This is a genomic window from Bartonella vaga (assembly GCF_037070895.1).
GTDB lineage: Bacteria > Pseudomonadota > Alphaproteobacteria > Rhizobiales > Rhizobiaceae > Bartonella.
Genome location: NZ_JAYMZK010000006.1, coordinates 3,780 through 22,895, shown reverse-complemented (window position 1 = coordinate 22,895; position 19,116 = coordinate 3,780). Strand labels below are relative to the sequence as shown.

Here is a 19,116-nt window from a genome sequence, read left to right as displayed (position 1 = left end):
ATGTTGAATATTAAATACATTTTGTAAAGAAAAATATTATTTCTTAAAATGTTAGCCATTACCACTTTGGAAAACCTGTAACTTAAAATTGCCATTTTCATGTAACACAGTTCCGAGGCTGAAGTCTTCTGTCTCTAGAAGAGAGTTTTTAGAGTAAGCAAGAACCTACTACTAAAGTTTTTATAAACAAAACAAATGAGGGGTATTTGGGGCTGGAAATTTAATGCCACAAAACTCTTTAGCTATGAAAGACAAAAGGATGTCAATAGTTAATAATTCTTTTAAAGAGAGGTAAAATGACAAACAATATATCCAAGAACATTGTGTTTATCATTATCGTGCTGGTTTTAACTGCAGTCTTTGTATCGCATCCCTCTTATGCCTCCACTGCGCCTAATGGATTGGGAAATATTGATACTGTTTTAAATAGTATAGTTAAAATGATGACGGGAACAACAGCAAGGCTCATAGCGATTATATGTGTTGCTGCCGTGGGTATTGGCTGGATGTATGGCTTTATTGATTTACGCAAAGCAGCATATTGCATTATTGGCATTGGTGTTGTTTTTGGAGCTCCCACTCTCGTTACTACATTAGCAGGAGTCTCACCATAAATGAATGAAGATACTCTCTTTCTTGCTTGTACACGACCTACCATGTTTGCGGGTGTTACAATGGAAGCAATGGCTCTAAACGTTATGGCAACGTGTATTCTTTTCATTATATCAAGCGATTTCCGCATGATTGGTCTCGGTGTTGGGATGCATTTTGTTTTACGCGAAATAACGAGACATGATCACAACCAATTTCGCGTATTATTTGCTTGGCTCAATACCCGAGGAAAACAAAGAAACCTAAAAAGATGGGGAGGAGGGTCTACATCTCCATTACGCCTTGTTCGTACTTACAAGGAACTACGCATATGAACCAAACATCAGTCATGAAAAAGGAGCTTTTGCCTGAAGAATCCATCCCTTACGTGCGCTATGTCAATAAACATGTCATTGCATTGAATTCACGCTGCTTAATGACTGTGATAGCTGTTGAGGGAGTAAATTTCGACACTGCAGATATCGATCAATTAAATTCCTTACATGAGCAATTAAACACTCTCTTGAAAAACATCGCAGATGAACGCGTTGCTTTATATTCTCATATTATTCGTCGACGCGAAGTTATTTATCCAGAAGATCATTTTTCTTCATCTTTTGCCGCAACATTAAATGAAAAATATAAAAAGAAAATGGTTTCGCAAGAGTTGTATAGAAATGACCTATTCGTTTCACTACTTTGGAATCCTGCATCAGATAAAACGGAGAAAATAGCTTCATTTTTTCAACGCTTAGCAAAAGCAAAAAAAACGCAATCCGAACCAGATATGGAAGCCATTCGTAAAATCGAAGAGTTAAGTCGAGATTTTATAGAAGGTTTAGAAGCTTATGAAGCTCGACTCTTATCGATTTATGAACATGATGGCCTTTTATTTTCTGAACAAAGTGAGTTTCTTCACCAATTGGTAGGGGGGAGACGTGAGCGTATTCCTCTTACATTTGGTACTATTGCATCAACGATTTATTCTGATCGTGTTATTTTTGGTAGAGAAATTATAGAAATTCGTCATGAAAGTAATCAGCGTTTTGTTGGCATGTTTGGGTGGAAAGAATACCCCTCTAAAACGCGCCCCGGTATGACGGATGGCTTACTGACAACACCGTTTGAATTCATTTTAACTCAGTCTTTTGTCTTTAAAAGTAAAGCAGCTGCCGGTGCCATTATGGGTCGTAAGCAAAATCAAATGATTAATGCAGCTGATCGCGCTAGCTCACAAATTGAAGCGCTTGATGAAGCGTTGGATGATTTAGAGTCAAATCGTTTTGTTTTGGGTGAACATCATCTCTCTCTAGCTGTTTTTGCTGATGACACTAAAAAATTAGCTGAAAACTTATCAAAAGCGCGTTCCCATTTAACCAATGGTGGAGCGGTTATAGCCAGAGAAGATTTAGGGTTGGAAGCTGCATGGTGGGCGCAATTGCCCGGAAATTTTAGCTACCGTGCACGATCTGGCGCCATTACCAGCAGAAATTTTGCAGCTTTATCACCCTTCCATTCTTTTCCGGTTGGTAAATTAAAAGGTAATGTTTGGGGATCTGCTGTAGCATTACTAAAAACACAAGCTGGTTCACCTTATTACTTTAATTTTCATTATGGTGACCTTGGCAATACATTTGTTTGCGGTCCATCTGGATCCGGTAAAACGGTGATTGTTAATTTCCTTCTTGCTCAATTACAAAAACATAATCCTACAATGGTCTTTTTTGATAAAGATCAGGGTGCAGAGATTTTTGTGCGGGCTGGAGGTGGAAAATATAAACCTTTGAAAAATGGGCAGCCTACGGGTATCGCACCCTTGAAGGGCATAGAATACACCGAAAGAAACAAAATCTTTCTTCGTAATTGGATCTTGAAACTCGTTACAGCTGAAGGACAAACAATAACAGAACAGGAGCGGCAAGATATTTCTAGAGCTATAGATTCCTTGGAAACTTTACCTCTTGCACAACGCTCTCTTGGTGCTCTTCAATTGTTTTTTGATAATACCTCAAAAGAAGGAATTGCCATAAGGTTGCAGCCATGGATTAAAGGGAATGCTTTAGGTTGGGTTTTTGATAACGAGCAAGATGATCTCAATTTAAATGCACAGTTTATTGGCTATGACATAACAGATTTCTTAGACAATGAAGAAATTCGGCGTCCCTTAATGATGTATCTGTTTTATCGTATTCTTGATCTTATTGATGGACGACGCATTATTATTGCCATTGATGAATTCTGGAAAGCACTTGAAGATGATTCATTCACAGCTTTTGCACAAGATCGTCTCAAGACGATCCGTAAACAAAATGGCATGATGCTTTTTGCAACACAAAGCCCAAAAGATGCTTTAAAATCAACAATTGCACATACAATTATTGAGCAATGCCCCACCCAAATATTTTTTCCAAATCAAAAAGCAAATTATGATGATTATGTTGAACATTTTAAACTAACTGATCGTGAATTTGAACTGATACAATCAGAATTAAGCAGAGAATCTCGTCGTTTTCTTATCAAACAGGGACAAAATTCAGTCGTTGCAGAGCTCAATCTGCGAGAAATGAAGGATGAGATCGCCGTCCTAAGCGGTACAACTAAGAATATTGAGCTCATGAACCAAATTATCAACCAATATGGAACAGATCCGGACGAATGGTTACCCATATTTCATCAAAGGAGAGAAAATCAATGAAAAAATACGGTTTAATAATGCTCTTATATTTGTCTTGCGCCTCTCATGCAATGTCACAAACTACCATCAATGTGGATGAATATTATAAAAATGCACTAGAAAACACGCAAAAATTAGACGCTGCAAAATCAGAAACAGCTGAAACCATTTATGCAAGTGCAGCAGAAACGACAAAAAAAATCCAAGAAATAAATAATAAGCTTGAAACTGTAAAGTCACAAGAAAAGCCTGAATTAGAAGCATTACAGACTCTTCAAATAGAATTAGCCATTCTTCATGCAAATCTTCAAGTGGATGCTTTAAAACTTCAATCTTTAGCTATGATTAAAGCAAGAGATACAAAATCAAAAGAAGAAATGCGTGAAGAAGAGATACAAAAAGAACACAAAGATCTTGAACAAAAGTTAAAAGAAAAACTTGAGAGTTCTAATGTCCGACTTTAGTTTCGCTCCATTTGAAAGCATTTCTAGTTATATTGTAGCCCCACTTGACAATGTGATGAATACAACAGTGAGTGGGTTGTCTTCTGCTATTTCAGCACCGCTTAATCTTGCCTCGATCATTTTCATTTTTTTATATGGCTATAACGTTATGACGGGTCGCGTTGCTCTTTCAATGCATAGCCTTCTCAATAATGTCGTTAAAATCGTTGTTGTAACAACAATGGCAACGAATGCGGATACATTTAATATCTATGTGAAAGATGTTTTTTTTAATGATCTAACAAATGCAATTGGGAATGCACTTAACCACAATCCCACTGGTTCCAATGTCTTTGATTATATTTTGTTAAAGACAAGTTCTCGCTATCAAGAAGTTTTATCTAAAGCTTGGTTCCTTGAAAAAATCATGGTTGGCCTTCTTGGCTCTTTAATGCTTATGGCTGTTATCGTCTTTTGTATAGGTGGTTTTATTGTCCAAATGTTTGCACAAGTTGCGCTCGTAATGATTATAGGTCTTGGGCCACTGTTCATTAGCTTGTATTTATTTAATGCAACCAGAAAATTCACCGATGCATGGATTACTACATTGGTCAACTTTACCATCTTACAGGTCCTGGTGATCATGTTAGGAACGATTTTGTGCCAAATTATCCTACGCGTTCTCAATGGTACATATGATACAATCTATTTTCTTTTCCCACCTGTTGTTGTCATCTCGATAGTAGGAGCCATTCTCTTCCGCGCACTTCCTGGTATCGCCTCTGCTCTTTCTTCTGGTGGACCGTACTTTAACGCCGGTATATCTTCAGGAGGACAGATTTTCACGATGCTCTCCAATAGTGCTAAAACAAGTGGTAATGTCGCAAAAAGTGCAGTTTCAAAACTCTCTGGTGCAGCAAGTACCGCAGCAAAAGCCGCAAAAATGGGAGCTCGAGGACGTGGTCGATTTTAATGTTAAATACCTCTTTAAAAAAATCGACGCCCTTGCTGCTCCATTGTGTGCGTTCAAGAGAGCACAAACTACGCATATATTGCATAAAACATTTGGTATTCTTTATTTCACTAGCGCAATAAAAGTCTTTCATACCATACTTCTTTCAAATTGCGCAAAGCAAGAGTCCCCATACTGATTTCAAAGTATTTGTGAGTTCAAAAAATGAAACGTAAAGTAATTTTTTTTGTCATTCTAACCCTTACTCTTACTGGCTGTGCCTCCATAGTAGGCCCCAAAGAACCACCACGGTGTAATGGAAAAAATACCCGCCCTTTAAATAGAGATAAATGGAACTGGGACAACGAAAACATCATCCCACAAAGAAGAATTGTAAAACCTGTTCAAACACCTACCATCCTCAACACTTTGGAAAGTGAAAAAGCAACAATTAGCATAACACCGAATAAAACTACATTAAATCCTATAAGCCATGAAACGCGCTTGAATAACACTGTGGAGGTAACACGTGAAAAGTGACGCACTTGAAGAATACATAAAAGAAGCACGCTCATTCGACGTTGATCGTATACATGGCATGCGATTACGTATGAAAATTGCCATGGCTTTGACAGTGCTTTTTGGATTGATGACGATCGCCCTAGCTTTAGCTGTAGCAGCATTAACGCCCTTAAAAACTGTAGAACCTTTTATTATTCGAGTTGATAATTCAACAGGTATTGTTGATACGGTTAGTGCACTAAAAGAATCTCCCAACGATTACGATGAAGCGATAACACGTTATTTTGCTGGCAAATATGTTCGTGCACGCGAAAGTTTTCAATCATCAGAGGCAGAACATAATTTTCGCTTGATTTCTCTTTTATCTTCACCACAAGAACAAAACCGTTTTGCAAAATGGTATGCAGGCAATAACCCAGAAAGTCCGCAAAATATTTATCATAACATGACCGCTACGGTTACAATAAAATCGATCTCCTTTTTAAGCAAAGATCTTATTCAGGTACGTTACTACAAAACGATCAGAGAACCCAATGGAAAAGAAAGTATTTCTCATTGGGTTTCTATCTTAAATTTTTCCTACATTAATGCACACATTTCAACGACAGACCGCTTAATAAATCCCCTTGGCTTTCAAATATCTGAATATCGATCCGATCCAGAGGTGATACAATGATCAGATTTTTAAAAATAATCTTTTTAGCTTTCATTGTCATAATAAGCTTTTTTACAGCTCCGTTGTTTGCGGAAGTAGCCCCTGTAAGTGCCCGCAAAGATGACCGCATTAGATTTGTCAATTATGACCCACACAATGTTACACAAATCATCGGGTCTATTCGTTCTTCGGTTCAACTTGAATTTGCTGATGATGAAGAAGTTATCTATGTAGGAATTGGCAATTCCGTTGCTTGGCAAGTTGCACCAGCCGGCCATTTTGTTTTTCTAAAACCGCGCGAAGTTCAACCAGTCACTAATTTACAAATTGTAACAAGTCGTCAAGATGGCGCACAACGATCTTATCAATTTGAGCTAAAAGTCCGTGAAGGCGATGTTTCAGCGGGGAATAATACATATTTTTTAGTAAAGTTTCGTTATCCAGAAGATGAAGCCTTGCGTAAAAAATTAGCCGAAGCAGCAAAAACCGCACAGTACGAAGAAAACTTTCTTAATGATGTTTTAAATACCCATGAAGATTTTGGACCACGCAATTGGGCTTATGAAGTGCAAGGTTCACCATTAATTGAACCAAGCTCTGTCTACGATAACGGGAAAACAACAACCTTTACATTTTTAGGAAATATTGAAATCCCAGCTATTTATCTTGTCTCGTTTGATGGGAAAGAATCTCTCGTTCCAAAATCGATTAAAGGTAACAAGGTCATTGTTCATGCCACAGCTGCTCAATTTGTTTTGCGCCGTGGAAATGACGTTCTGTGCGTCTTTAATAGGAGGTTCGTGCCTGAAGGGATTAATCCAGAAACCGGCACAACATCACCATCTGTACAACGTAAAGTGAACACAGGAAAACGGCCATGAATGAAGAAATGGATGAAAAGAACATAGATGATCGCTGCACAATAAAAGACTCTCAAGGAGGAAAACAGCATAGCAATATAGGTAAAGCAGTCGCTCTTATTGTTCTTTTCAGTGTCTGTATTTACTTAGCATATTCAACAATTTATACAAACAAAAAACAACCCGTAGAACTTCCTAAAGAAGTGACAATAAAACAGACAGAACTTTTTTTTCCTGTACAACAAAAGCCTATATCCCCTGAACAAACCAAACAAAATGACGCTTTGTTGCCCAAGGTTGAATTACCAACGCCCCAAATAAATAAACCAAATTCCGATGATCCACTCTTGGAAGCGGCACAGCGTGCTCCTGTATTAGCCTATACAAACACACAGCAAAACAAAGCAAATACAGCAACAAATAGTGGGGCTTTACTTGGAAAAGTCGAAAACAAGCCTGATGAAACAGCGCAACGCTTTAATCACCTTCTCAAGCCAACAACCCTTGACAAAGTTAATGCCTCGACACTTGGTAATCGAAACTATATCATCGCGATGGGTACTCCTATTCCATGCATATTAGAAACAGCAATCAACAGTGATCAACAAGGATTCACCAGTTGTATTATCTCCAGAGATATCTTGTCAGACAATGGTCGCGTTGTTTTACTTGATAAAGGCACACAAATTGTTGGTGAATATCGTGCCGGATTGAAAAAAGGTCAAAAGCGTCTCTTCGTGCTGTGGAATAGAGCCAAAACACCCAATGGTATCGTTATAACATTATCTTCACCAGCTACAGATTCCTTAGGACGTTCTGGTATCGATGGAGAGGTTGATAATCATTGGCTTGAACGGATTGGCTCTGTACTTTTTGTTTCAATTATCAAAGATGCAACAAACTATGTTAAAAACCGTTTTACGAGCGAACCTGAAAAGAATAGTACTGAAACAGTTTCTACAGGATCAAATATTGCAAATATTCTCGTCGAAAATTACGCTAATATTTCTCCAACCTTGACTAAAAATCAAGGGGAAATGGTTAATGTTTTTGTTGCCCGCGATTTAGATTTTTCTAATGTTTATAAATTGAAATTAATCGAAAACAAAAAACAGATTATCAATCGCTCCCTTTCAAGAAACTTTTATAAAAGTTCTGCGAGGACTGCGAAATGAACCAAAATGTACATCAATTAAACGATGAAACCGTCACAATTGTTTTAACAAAACTTGAACCAATCGATGCATTTCTAAAAGATGAAAACCTTTTTGAAATTGTAATAAATCGTCCCTATCAAGTAATGACTGAAGGAATTGAGGGGTGGAAAACAATAGAAGTCCCCACCCTCTCCTTTAATGAGCTTATGGGAATTGCTAAAGTTGTTGCTTCCTATTCTAAGCAAAATATATCGGACAAAAATCCAATATTATCTGCGACCCTACCAAATAATGAACGGATTCAAATTGTTATTCCTCCAGTAATGGAAAAAAATACAATCAGTATGACAATTCGTAAACCATCATCGCAGAATTTCTCCCTCGAAGATTTAGCAAATAAAGGCCTTTTTTCTCTGTGTGAGCAGGTATCTTTCACACCATTAAATGATTATCAATCTCGTTTTAACGAGCTCAAAAGCGCTGAGCATAACTTAGCAACCGCCTATTGCAATAAGGATTTTGTATCCTTTTTAAATCAAGCTGTAAAATGGCAAAAAAACATTTTGATTTCTGGAAAAACCGGCTCAGGAAAAACAACGTTGTCAAAAGCATTAATCGCCAAAATCCCTAATGATGAGCGTATTATAACCATTGAAGACACACCAGAATTGATTATTCCACACCCCAATCATGTTTCTATGATCTATTCAAAAGATGGACATGGTTTAGCCTCTGTTGGTCCCAAAGAATTGCTTGAATCTGCTTTACGCATGCGTCCTGATCGCATTCTTTTACAAGAGCTTCGAGATGGTACAGCCTTTTATTATATCCGCAATGTAAATTCAGGCCATCCAGGCTCAATTACCACTGTTCATGCCGCAACAGCTCTTGCTGCCTTCGAGCAAATGACTCTTTTGGTCAAAGAAAGTGATGGCGGAGGTGATTTAGAGCGTGATGATATTCGGGGTCTGCTAATTTCAATGATAGATATCATTATTCAATGTAAACGGGTTGAAGGACAATTTAAAGTCACAGAAATATATTATGACCCTTTCAAACAAAGAAACATCTTTGGAGGCAACTAAAAGTAAATTACGCCTACTGTTGAAAAAGGGAAAGTAAATGAAAACAAAGACACCAGAGAATCCTTTATCTTACACACCAGAAGAATTGAAAAAGCGCCGCGAAATAGTTGATGCAGCCATTAACAGCTATGCACTTGAGGGTGTTACACCTCATCCTAAAACGCTCGAAATTTTAGAAAAATATGCAAGAGGAGATACCTCATTAGAAGAGTTTAACACTCTTATGGAAAATGCTGTATTACAAGGAGACAGTGATGCCTAAAGAACAGCTAGAAAAAACAAATGGATCACCTACAACACCTTCTCCGTATAATTATGTCTATCTTCATACTGATACACTGAAAAATAAATATGGCATACAAGATCCGATTATCTTTAAGGAGAGATGTGCCCGTGATGTAGCACAAGCACTTATTAATATAAACGAAGAAACTCTACCTTTAAAATTTGATTCCCACTATCTAAAACATCTTCATAAAGAAATGTTTATGAGTATGTTTGAATGGGCCGGATGCACCCGCAACGAAAAATTTACATTTTCAGATGGCAGCACTGCCTTCATGCCAATATTCCGTGAAACAGGTTTAGACACTGTTTTTGCAACCGGTGACGAAATCCAAGAAAACTTACAAAAGTTAGATCAAACGCTTTCTGCTCAAGAAAATTTGCAAAATTTATCACGTGAACAGCTTATTTCTAAAACATCAAAGATATTTATCTCTCTCAAACATACACACCCTTTCAGATACGGCAACGAGCATGTAGAACAGCTTTTTTGTGAAAAATTTTTTCAAGCAGCAAACCATCGACTTGACTTTTCTCTTGCAACATCAGAACGCATAAAACTTGCCAGTATTGCGGCAATACGAGATGGAAATCTAGAGCCTATAGAACATCTGTTTGAAGATATTTCCAATCCCAAAAAACAAAAGATGTTAAAAGATGTTTTAAAGACTATGGGAAATGATGATATTTCTTCGCTTTCTGTTATGGTTGCAAAAGAAGGTGAAATCTACAGTGGCGTCTATAAAGATACTTGTTCAGAAAGTTTTATACTCAAAGGAGATGGCACTCTCATCATTGGAGACAAAAGTGATCTCACAAAACAGCAACTAAAAAAATTACAGACTGGTGAAACGTTTACTTTTAAAACTCCTATAAAGTCACTCTTCGACAAATTTTTTATCCCAAAAAATCCATTACCTCCTCTAACAAAAAATGAAATTGCCGAAAAGCTTTCCGAAGATGCTTGTGTCCACACATGCTATAAGCAAGTCCAGAAGTTATCAAAAATTGTTTACGGAAATCCGAAAGCATTAAACAAAAAAATGATAGAGGTGATTAAAAATCCAAACTATGGCCAACAGCTTGTTCAAGAAATTGAACGATCCCCTAGCTCTATTGCCAACCTTGCAGGCTTTGACTTCTTTTATTTTAAAAATCAAGCCCGTGCAAATTCTGAAAATCATATTTCTATGCTCTGCTCTGCTGTTGCCAATTACGAGAGTGCTATCAGATACGCTCAGAAAGAAATCATTCAAGAGCATAAGGTAGAACAAGAGCGCTGCAAACAGGAAGTAAGCATGCCAAGTAAAAAATTGCAGGATTTTCTTTCTTTGTCAAAAGATTCTCAGAAAGAAGCTTTAGATAACTCTCTTACACTTCAAACAGAACTTTGTACTTTTCAAAAAAGTATCCGTAACCGTCTTTCAAAGAGAGATTATGCAGCGATCAATGATAATGATTATAAGGCACTCGCTAAAAGTATTGGTGTACCAGAAGAAAAAGCAAAAGGGATTGCAGAAACTGTTCAGAAATTCCCAAAAGTACAGCAGCCACCACAAATACGCCCACAAAACCGCCTAAAAGCGTTCGCTATTTCCAGCTAATAATTGTGAGGTCTTACTCTTCTTTGTTTGAATATACATAACTGAAAAATATCGTAAGACCTCCTACTTATAAAATAAAGAGGATACCTAAGGTTCTGTTATCAATTTTGAAAGTATCTCCTATGACATCCCCAGTTATTTTACACCATATCTCTTACAATATATTTCGATGAAAAATGAAAGTAAGACGTGATGAAATATAGCAAAACACAACTGGTACGTATCTTAGCACCAATCCCTTTAGGGGGGGTGACGATATTTTTCGTTCCTTATTTGTTATTGTTTATTATAAATGAGCTACACGAAAACCAAATTTATTGGTATCTTCGTTCAAAACCCTTATTGGTGCTGATACTAATTTCTATTGCTTCATTGCTGTATACTCTCACCCAAAAGCTACACTTACGCAAGGCAATCACGACTGTCTCAGCTATTTTTTTTGGGGTTATAGCTCTTTATTACATTGGTAGTGAAATAAAACGCTTAAGCCCTTATGTTGGTCAACAAGGAATAACTTGGAGTTATGCTTTGAAGTTTATGGATCCTATGGTTGCTTTTGGTACAATCATCGGCGTTTTTCTTTTAGTAATTCAATTTAAAACAACCTCTCCACGTACAAACAATATAAAGCGTGCAAAAAAAGGAGTTTTTGGTGACGCTTCATGGATGAATTTAAAAGAGGCAGCTCAAATTTTTCCTTCCGATGGCCAAATTGTTGTTGGCGAAAGGTACCGTGTTGACCAAGATAGCGTACGTAACATCCCTTTTGCGCCGGGCAATAAAACAACATGGGGAAAAGGTGGGAAAGCGCCTTTGCTCACCTTTAATCTTGATTTTGGTTCAACCCACATGATTTTCTTTGCCGGTTCTGGTGGATACAAAACAACAAGTACAGTGGTTCCAACATGTTTAATATATCCAGGATCTGTTGTTTGCCTTGATCCTTCAACCGAAGTTGCACCAATGGTCAAATTTGCACGGCAAAGGATGGGCAATAGAAATGTTATCGTTCTTGATCCTAATTCAATCTTAACAAAAAATTTTAATGTACTTGATTGGCTTTTAGATGATAGCGTACCTCAAACACAACGTGAAGCCAATATTGTGAGTTTTTCCAAATTGCTTCTCACAGATAAAAAGTCAGATAATTCTTCAGCAGAATATTTTTCGACACAAGCGCATAACCTTTTAACCGCTCTTCTTGCGCACGTTATATTCTCTAGTGAATATGAAGATAGTGAACGCAACTTAAAAACATTACGCGGGATTTTGTCTCAATCAGAAACAGCTGTTGTGGATCAATTACGTACGATTCAAGCAACAACATCTTCCCCTTTTATTCGTGAAATGGTAGGTATTTTCACAGAAATGGCAGATCAAACTTTTTCGGGAGTCTATACAACTGCATCAAAAGATACCCAATGGCTTTCTTTATCCAATTACGCTGATCTTGTCTGTGGAAGTGACTTTGCATCCTCAGATATTGCAAATGGAACTACAGATGTTTTTCTTAATCTCCCTGCAAGCATTTTGAACAGTTATCCCGCAATTGGACGTGTAATTATTGGAGCTTTTTTAAATGCAATGGTTACAGCGGATGGGAACTATAAAAAGCGTGTTTTATTCGTCTTGGATGAAGTTGATCTTCTTGGTTATATGAATATTTTAGAAGAAGCACGTGATCGTGGTCGTAAATACGGCACATCCTTAATGCTTTTTTACCAATCCTCTGGTCAGTTGGTCAATCACTTTGGAGAATCGGGAGCACGATCATGGTTTGAAAGCTGTTCATTTGTAAGTTATGCCGCTATTAAAGACCTCCAAACAGCTAAAGATATTTCAGAGCGCTGTGGTCAAATGACCGTTGAAGTGACCGGAACAAGCAAATCAAGGGGCTTATCTTTAGGAAAAAGCTCTCAAAACATCAATTATCAACAAAGAGCACTTATTTTACCCCATGAAATTATTCAGAATATGCGTCAAGACGAACAAATTATCCTTATGCAAGGACAGCCCCCTTTACGGTGTGGTCGAGCTATCTATTTTAGAAGAAAAGAGATGTTAGAAGCTGCTGCAAAAAATCGCTTTGCCCCACAAGCAAAGAAAAACTGAAAAAGGCTCCCCTTATGGGTACTGAGCATCAAAACAATAAAAATAGCATAAAAGCTAAAAAGTGGAGGATTATATTTCACAAAGACTCATTAAAGAAAAATTTTGATGTGACCAAACAATAAAAACACGGAGAAAAATCCGCGAATGTTGCTTTTAGGTGTGCACTTACAGATACCAGCGCTCTATATGCAAAACCACAAAATAACCGATGCTAATCATGGTTACCGCGTCTAAGCTTTAAATACCCATAAAAAAAGAGCTTTTGAAGATAACTCGCCTAAAAGAAAAATACTTATAAAGCTTGCATTTATAATAATGATACATAACACTGGAAAGCACATAAGAGATGACTTTCTACAAGCAAATAAAAAAGAAAATGGGCATGAAAACAGTCCAAACGGTGTTGACTATTCCTTACACAAAAAGAATGACAAAAACCCTATAAGGCGGTTGGTACAAGCAGTAATACTGATGCACTTGTAAGAATAATTCTGCTCCCAAAAATTCTAGCAATCTCAAAAGAATATGCGAAAGAAAAATTTTTACACGAAGATTTTGACACACTGACAAACTGCTTTATCCGATAAGGAGATAATACATGTTAGAGCATAATTATCTGTATAAAAACAGTACAACACTAAAAAATAAATACGGCATAAGAAACAAAAAAAAGCTGTATGAGCGCTGTGCCCATGATGCAGCCAGAGCAGCTGTAAATTTTCGCTATGAACCACCACCCAAAAAATTTAATATTGCTTATCTGAAATTAATTCACTGGTCCCTTTTTCATAAGAGTTTTGAATGGGCTGGTCAAACTCGCGATAAATCCTTTGTATTTGAAGATGGCACTACTGCTCGTATGCCAAATATGCGACCAAAGGGTCATGAGTTTTCTTTTGCCACCGGTTCACAAATTCAAACAGAACTTAAACAATTAGAGCAAATGCTTACCAAAAAAAATAACTTACGAGGTTTATCCCGCAAAGAATTTGCCGAAAACGCCGCTGAAGTCTTTATAGCGCTCAATCATGTGCATCCTTTCAGAAAAGGCAATGGACGCGTACAACGAATGTTTTTGGAAAAAGTTGGACAAGCAGCAGGACATAGAGTCGACTTTTCTTTCATAACGCAAGAGCGCATGACTTTTGCTTGTATTGAAGCAATGCAACATGGAAACCCACAACCGATGAAAGACCTTTTTGAAGATATCACCAATCCGAAAAAAGCACTTGTTTTAAAGGAATTCATCTCAAAGATGAAAAGTATTGAGCATGAAAAAATCAACAATTGTATTGTCATCGCAGCAAAAGAAGGTATCATCTATAATGGCGTTTTTAGAAATTTTTTAGCAGAAGGTTTTGTCATAGAGGTAGAGGGTACTTTGGTCATCGGTCATAAAGATGATCTTTCACCAGAACAAATTAAGTCATTACAGAATGGTGCACACATCTTCTTTCAAGCATCCAATTTTACAAACCTAAAAGAAACGCTGATCCCAAAAGAGAGATTAGCACCTCTCACGAATGAAGACTTATTTGCCAGAACTTCAGAAAATCCCTTTGTCCAAGCATTACAAAAAAAAATAGAGAATTTATCAAAACTTGTTTATGGAAATGCAAAACTCTTAAATCCCAGAATAGATATAATTAATGCAGATCCAAAATTTGGAAAACAATTTGCTACTCAAATTATAAAAAACCCAAAATCGATTTCTAAACTTACAGGTAACACAATATTTGGTATCAAAAGTCCAGATCGCAAACAGGCAGAAGAGAAGGTTCTATTACTAAGTGAGACATTTTATGATTATGCCAAAACGGTACAGAAAACAAAGGAGGAAATTTTAGAACAGTACCAAAGAGAGCAACAGCGCTTAGGACAATCTGTCGAAAAGCCTGAGAAAAACTTACAAAACCTTTTTGCCTTATCACCAGAGCAACAAAAAGAAGCTTTATCTCAATCTCCTGCGCTCCAACAACAAGTTCATCTTTTTGCGCGCCAGTTACAAAATCGATTATCGCCAGAAGATCACAAAGCCATACAAGAAAAAAAACATGCAAAACTTGCTGATATGCTTGGCGTGTCAGAAAGTAAAGCAACAGAAATTGCTACAATTGTAAAACAAACTAAAGAAGCGCAGTATCAGATGCGCGCCATAAAAGCCAATCGCATCTCATCTCTAGCTTTTACTGGTTAAACAGGAAAGCTGCTTTGGTTGTCAAATTTATTCCTTAGCGCAAACCATCTTATTTTGATTGTGCCAAGGCAAGAGTTGTTTTGTAATGTTACAAAAAATATCTCTCAAAATAGCTTCTGTAATTTTATGTTACTTATTCACAAAATTTCACGAAAAAACTGCACAAAGGCCACAAAGTGTAGTTATGGTGTTATAAATAGCGTGATATCTTCCTTTGTGTAAAGACCATCAAATAAAGGTGGAGAATGCACTAAAGAGCTTTTCTAAATAATTATTGAAAGGAAACATGCATGAACCCAGATTACTCCAAATCTTCCTCAGAAAAGAGAGAGGAAAGCCTTTATGCAAAAGTTAATAAACAACCAAGAGGCCCAGCAGAAGTTATCTATGCAGATGTAAATGTAAAAAGAACTAGAGAACACAAAACAAAAAACCAACAAGAAGAAGTTGTCTATGCAGATGTAAATGTAAAAAGAACTAGAGAACACAAAACAAAAAACCAACAAGAAGAAGTTGTCTATGCAGATGTAAATATAAAAAGAACTAGAGAACACAAAACAAAAAACCAACAAGAAGAAGTTGTCTATGCAGATGTAAATGTAAACAAATCTGAAGAGCAAAGAAGGCGACTCTCTGATCATCTTAGAGAAAATGTAGACGTCCAATATTGTGCAGCAGAAGTTAGTTATTGGTCTAGAGTTGTTTATGGCAACCCAGGTGCTTTGAATAAACAACTTGAAAATATTCGGAAAAATCCTGAACAAGGAGAGCAAATCTCAATGAGTGTTGCTGCAAACCCTAAAGGTATTGGTAAACTTGCTGGCAGAAAAATTCTAGGAATGAAAACAAGTTCTCGCAGAGCGGCTGAAGAAGGTTTTACTCCCTTATGTGAGGCTATTGACAGGTATGTAAATGCTGTAAAGACAGTAGAAAGAAATCTTGGAGTTGAGAAAAAACAGGAAAGCCCTGGTAGACGAGAAGATATAAAAATGAAAGATGAGATGGTACTTCATCACTCACGTGCTGTGAAACAGCAAGGGCGTTCGCAAAGTGCAGGAAAATCAATGGCTTTTGCTTTTTAAGCATATGTAATTCAAAATTATATATAAGCTTTTTCTTTTAACGATTTTTTTGGCGTAAGTTGTTTTCTGGGAATTACGCCAAAAATTTTATGTAACGTTACAGAAAGCATCCACAAAAATAATTCTCTATCTATGTAACTTATGGATAACGTAGGGTCTTTGGGCAATCATTCTAATTGATGTCTTCCTTTGTATACAAGCTATCAAAGTATGAAGGTAGAGAGTACACGAAAGAGGTTTTCTAGAGTAATTATTGAAAGGAAACATACATGAAAAAAAGTCTCTACACTTCTCCTACATCATACAATTTAGGAGATCACGTAACTGCTACCACACAAGGACGAAGGCAGGGTTTTTCCGAAAAAGAAATGGTCACTCTAGTTTTGTATCACCCGTTGGTTGGATTATATCAGAAAAAAATCCAAAACTTGTCTAAAATTCTTTATGGGGATAAAAACGCTTTACAGGTAAAAATGGATGAAATTCTTAAAAATCCCTCTGTGGGAGATAGTTTGTCATGGCAAATTTCAGCATACCCTGCATCTGTTCATCGTCTTGCTGGTATTAATGTATTTGGTTTTAAAACTAGTAAGCGTAAAAGAGCTGAAGATAGTTTGATAACTCTATGTACCGCTATTGAGTGTTATACAGAAGCTGTAAAATATGCAAAAGAAAGCCTGTTACAGTTTCCAGACACAGAGCTAAGACGCTGTGCGGAAACATTAGGCGATGACGAGGAATTAATACGCTATGCACAAGCAATCGGCAATGATGAAGTGATTAAAGCTCTGCGGAGTCCACAGCGTTTTCAAGAGGAAAAAGCCTTTTTAAAAGCAGAAGAAGAAAAAGTTCTTTTAAGGGTAGAAATTAATAACATAGTTCGTGAGAGTCCATCGGTAAAAAGATATCAAAGGCAAATTCAATATTGGAGCAAAGTTGTTTATGGCAATCCAGATATTTTGCAGAAAAGAGTTGAAGAGCTGCTCCACAATTCTACTACAGGAGAAGAGTTCGCATGGCAGCTTGCCATGAATCCCCAGTCTTTTGGCAATTTTGCCGGCATCAGTATGTGTGGCTTTAAAAATAGTGCACGCAGACATGCTGAAACAGGTCTTTCACATCTGATTAATGCCGTTGAAAATTGTGAAAATGCTATAAAACAAACACAAGAAGACATTTTGCAGATCTATAAGGAGAAGCTAATATGTCGTCAGTCTTCTGTTCAAGGGGCTAAAGACTTGCATAAACAGCAAGGCCTATCACAACCTTCTAAACTGCCTGGACACCCATCAGAAACCATACATCGTGCAGTTGCTGGGACTTTCAACCTTACACATACAAATGAAAAAGTACAAGGTCAGCATTCTAGCAAAATTACAGGATCCAAAACACTGGTCCTTAACTAGCTAAAATTACATGAGTTTTAGCTTTCAATATAGCTTTTTACTGCAATTTTTACAAAGTAATTTGCGCAAATATGCTGGAGGGTGCGCCACAGCAAAGAAGAATATGATAATTAAAAGATCTGCATCAAAAATTTTAATAAAAGCTAAGATTTAATTAATAGTGCCACAAAAAAACTTCATAAAAGACATAAAGACCAATTACGATGATGGCGTATGGTACTAATCTTCAGAGGTCATTCAAATTGTTATCTTCATATACAAGGCTATTAAATCATGAAGGTGGAGAGTGCGCCAAAGAAGTTTTCTAAAAAATTATTGAGAAGACTTGAAAGGAAATATGTATGAAAAGACAATCTTCCTCCTCTGCGTCTGGTTTTAGACAAACATTACGAAATGGCGCGGAATCTTTTTTTAGAATGTTTAATTTAAGAAGGAGGGGAACAGAAAATGTTGAAGTGGACTCAAAAGGAGTTCAACAAGGGTCAGGGACATCGCGTGATGAAGAAAGAGAAAAGAAAGTCACCTACTCAATGCCAGCTCCAGAAAAGCCACCGCGTCTGCATCGTAAGGTTAATGAGGACGAGGGAGATAAAGTTATCTACTCAATGCTAGCTCCAGAAAAGCCACCGCGTCTGCATCGTAAGGTTAATGAGGACGAGGGAGATAAAGTTATCTACTCAATGCTAGCTCCAGAAAAGCCACCGCGTCTGCATCGTAAGGTTAATGATGACGCCGGAGAGGAAGGGGTATATTTATTACCTACCAAACCAGGATCATCCGGCAACCCAGATAAAGTGTACGTTGTCAAAAAGCAAAAAGCAGAAGAGATAATCTACTCAGAACCCACCCCGCCAGGATCACCTGGCAGGCCAGATAAAGTGTACGTTGCTCAAGACCAACAAGTAGAAGAGGTAATCTACTCAAAACCCACCCCGCCAGGATCACCTGGCAGGCCAGATAAAGTGTACGTTGCTCAAGACCAACAAGTAGAAGAGGTAATCTACTCAGAACCCACCCCGCCAGGATCACCTGGCAAGCCAAATAAAGTGTACGTTGTCAAAAAGCAAAAAGCAGAAGAGATAATCTACTCAGAACCCAGCTCGCCAGGATCACCTGGCAGGCCAGATAAAGTGTACGTTGCTCAAGACCAACAAGTAGAAGAGGTAACCTACTCAGAACCCACCCCGCCGCACATCTATGCAAACGTTAGGATCGTTAATAGAACGCAAAAACGTCACAAAGATAAGAGGGTTGAAGAGAAACTAGAAGAGCACATCTATGAAGATATTGGTGAACCGGAACAGTTTTCCAGAGAGAGAAGAATACTTGAAGGGGGACAGTCAGAAGAGTCCGTCTATGAAGACATTGGTGAACCGGAACAGTTTTCCAGAGAGAGAAGAATACTTGAAGGGGGACAGTCAGAAGAGTCCGTCTATGAAGACATTGGTGAACCGGAACAGTTTTCCAGAGAGAGAAGAATACTTGAAGGGG

At 37.5% G+C, this 19,116-nt stretch carries 15 protein-coding genes and 2 pseudogenes; all 17 read left to right on the top strand.

All coding sequences use genetic code 11. The features are described 5' to 3' along the window. Positions 1–296 precede the first annotated feature (296 nt). Positions 297–614, top strand: a complete 318-nt coding sequence (locus WCP76_RS04790; RefSeq protein WP_336294549.1) for a TrbC/VirB2 family protein — start codon at positions 297–299, stop codon at positions 612–614. Next, the gene (locus WCP76_RS04785) at positions 615–926 is read left to right on the top strand and encodes a VirB3 family type IV secretion system protein (RefSeq protein WP_336294548.1); all 312 of its coding nucleotides are present in this window, start codon (positions 615–617) and stop codon (positions 924–926) included. Then, on the top strand, positions 923–3,286 hold the full coding sequence (locus WCP76_RS04780) for a VirB4 family type IV secretion/conjugal transfer ATPase (protein ID WP_336294547.1): 2,364 nt from the start codon (positions 923–925) through the stop codon (positions 3,284–3,286). The genes WCP76_RS04785 and WCP76_RS04780 overlap by 4 nt, the downstream gene beginning before the upstream one ends. Beyond that, on the top strand, positions 3,283–3,729 hold the full coding sequence (locus tag WCP76_RS04775; RefSeq protein ID WP_336294546.1) for a type IV secretion system protein VirB5: 447 nt from the start codon (positions 3,283–3,285) through the stop codon (positions 3,727–3,729). Before WCP76_RS04780 ends, WCP76_RS04775 begins: the two co-directional genes overlap by 4 nt. Next, the gene (locus WCP76_RS04770) at positions 3,716–4,681 is read left to right on the top strand and encodes a TrbL/VirB6 family protein (protein WP_336294545.1); all 966 of its coding nucleotides are present in this window, start codon (positions 3,716–3,718) and stop codon (positions 4,679–4,681) included. The genes WCP76_RS04775 and WCP76_RS04770 overlap by 14 nt, the downstream gene beginning before the upstream one ends. Before the next feature lie 204 nt (positions 4,682–4,885). Beyond that, positions 4,886–5,200, top strand: a complete 315-nt coding sequence (locus WCP76_RS04765; RefSeq protein ID WP_336294544.1) for a type IV secretion system protein VirB7 — start codon at positions 4,886–4,888, stop codon at positions 5,198–5,200. Next, positions 5,190–5,858, top strand: a complete 669-nt coding sequence (locus WCP76_RS04760; protein ID WP_336294543.1) for a VirB8 family type IV secretion system protein — start codon at positions 5,190–5,192, stop codon at positions 5,856–5,858. Before WCP76_RS04765 ends, WCP76_RS04760 begins: the two co-directional genes overlap by 11 nt. Next, positions 5,855–6,722: pseudogene (gene virB9, locus WCP76_RS04755) on the top strand (P-type conjugative transfer protein VirB9). The gene WCP76_RS04760 and the pseudogene virB9 overlap by 4 nt, the downstream one beginning before the upstream one ends. Then, positions 6,715–7,872, top strand: a complete 1,158-nt coding sequence (virB10, locus tag WCP76_RS04750) for a type IV secretion system protein VirB10 (protein ID WP_336294541.1) — start codon at positions 6,715–6,717, stop codon at positions 7,870–7,872. The pseudogene virB9 and the gene virB10 overlap by 8 nt, the downstream one beginning before the upstream one ends. Then, a complete protein-coding gene (gene virB11, locus WCP76_RS04745; protein WP_336294540.1) occupies positions 7,869–8,939 on the top strand; it encodes a P-type DNA transfer ATPase VirB11 in 1,071 nt (356 codons plus the stop codon). Before virB10 ends, virB11 begins: the two co-directional genes overlap by 4 nt. 37 nt (positions 8,940–8,976) lie before the next feature. Continuing rightward, positions 8,977–9,201 carry an antitoxin VbhA family protein gene (locus WCP76_RS04740; RefSeq protein ID WP_336294539.1) on the top strand — a complete coding sequence of 75 codons (225 nt, stop codon included), beginning with the start codon at positions 8,977–8,979 and terminating at the stop codon, positions 9,199–9,201. Further along, positions 9,194–10,828 carry a BID domain-containing T4SS effector gene (locus WCP76_RS04735; protein ID WP_336294538.1) on the top strand — a complete coding sequence of 545 codons (1,635 nt, stop codon included), beginning with the start codon at positions 9,194–9,196 and terminating at the stop codon, positions 10,826–10,828. The genes WCP76_RS04740 and WCP76_RS04735 overlap by 8 nt, the downstream gene beginning before the upstream one ends. Positions 10,829–11,020: 192 nt before the next feature. Beyond that, entirely contained in the window at positions 11,021–12,940 is a 1,920-nt protein-coding gene (traG, locus tag WCP76_RS04730; protein WP_336294537.1) for a Ti-type conjugative transfer system protein TraG, read from the top strand. 598 nt (positions 12,941–13,538) lie between these two features. After that, on the top strand, positions 13,539–15,137 hold the full coding sequence (locus tag WCP76_RS04725; RefSeq protein ID WP_336294536.1) for a BID domain-containing T4SS effector: 1,599 nt from the start codon (positions 13,539–13,541) through the stop codon (positions 15,135–15,137). 290 nt (positions 15,138–15,427) lie between these two features. Then, on the top strand, positions 15,428–16,219 hold the full coding sequence (locus WCP76_RS04720; protein WP_336294535.1) for a BID domain-containing T4SS effector: 792 nt from the start codon (positions 15,428–15,430) through the stop codon (positions 16,217–16,219). A 269-nt stretch (positions 16,220–16,488) separates the two neighbouring features. Next, positions 16,489–17,625, top strand: a complete 1,137-nt coding sequence (locus WCP76_RS04715; protein WP_336294534.1) for a BID domain-containing T4SS effector — start codon at positions 16,489–16,491, stop codon at positions 17,623–17,625. Positions 17,626–17,966: 341 nt separating this feature from the next. After that, a pseudogene (locus WCP76_RS04710) lies at positions 17,967–19,116 on the top strand (hypothetical protein); the annotation flags it as partial.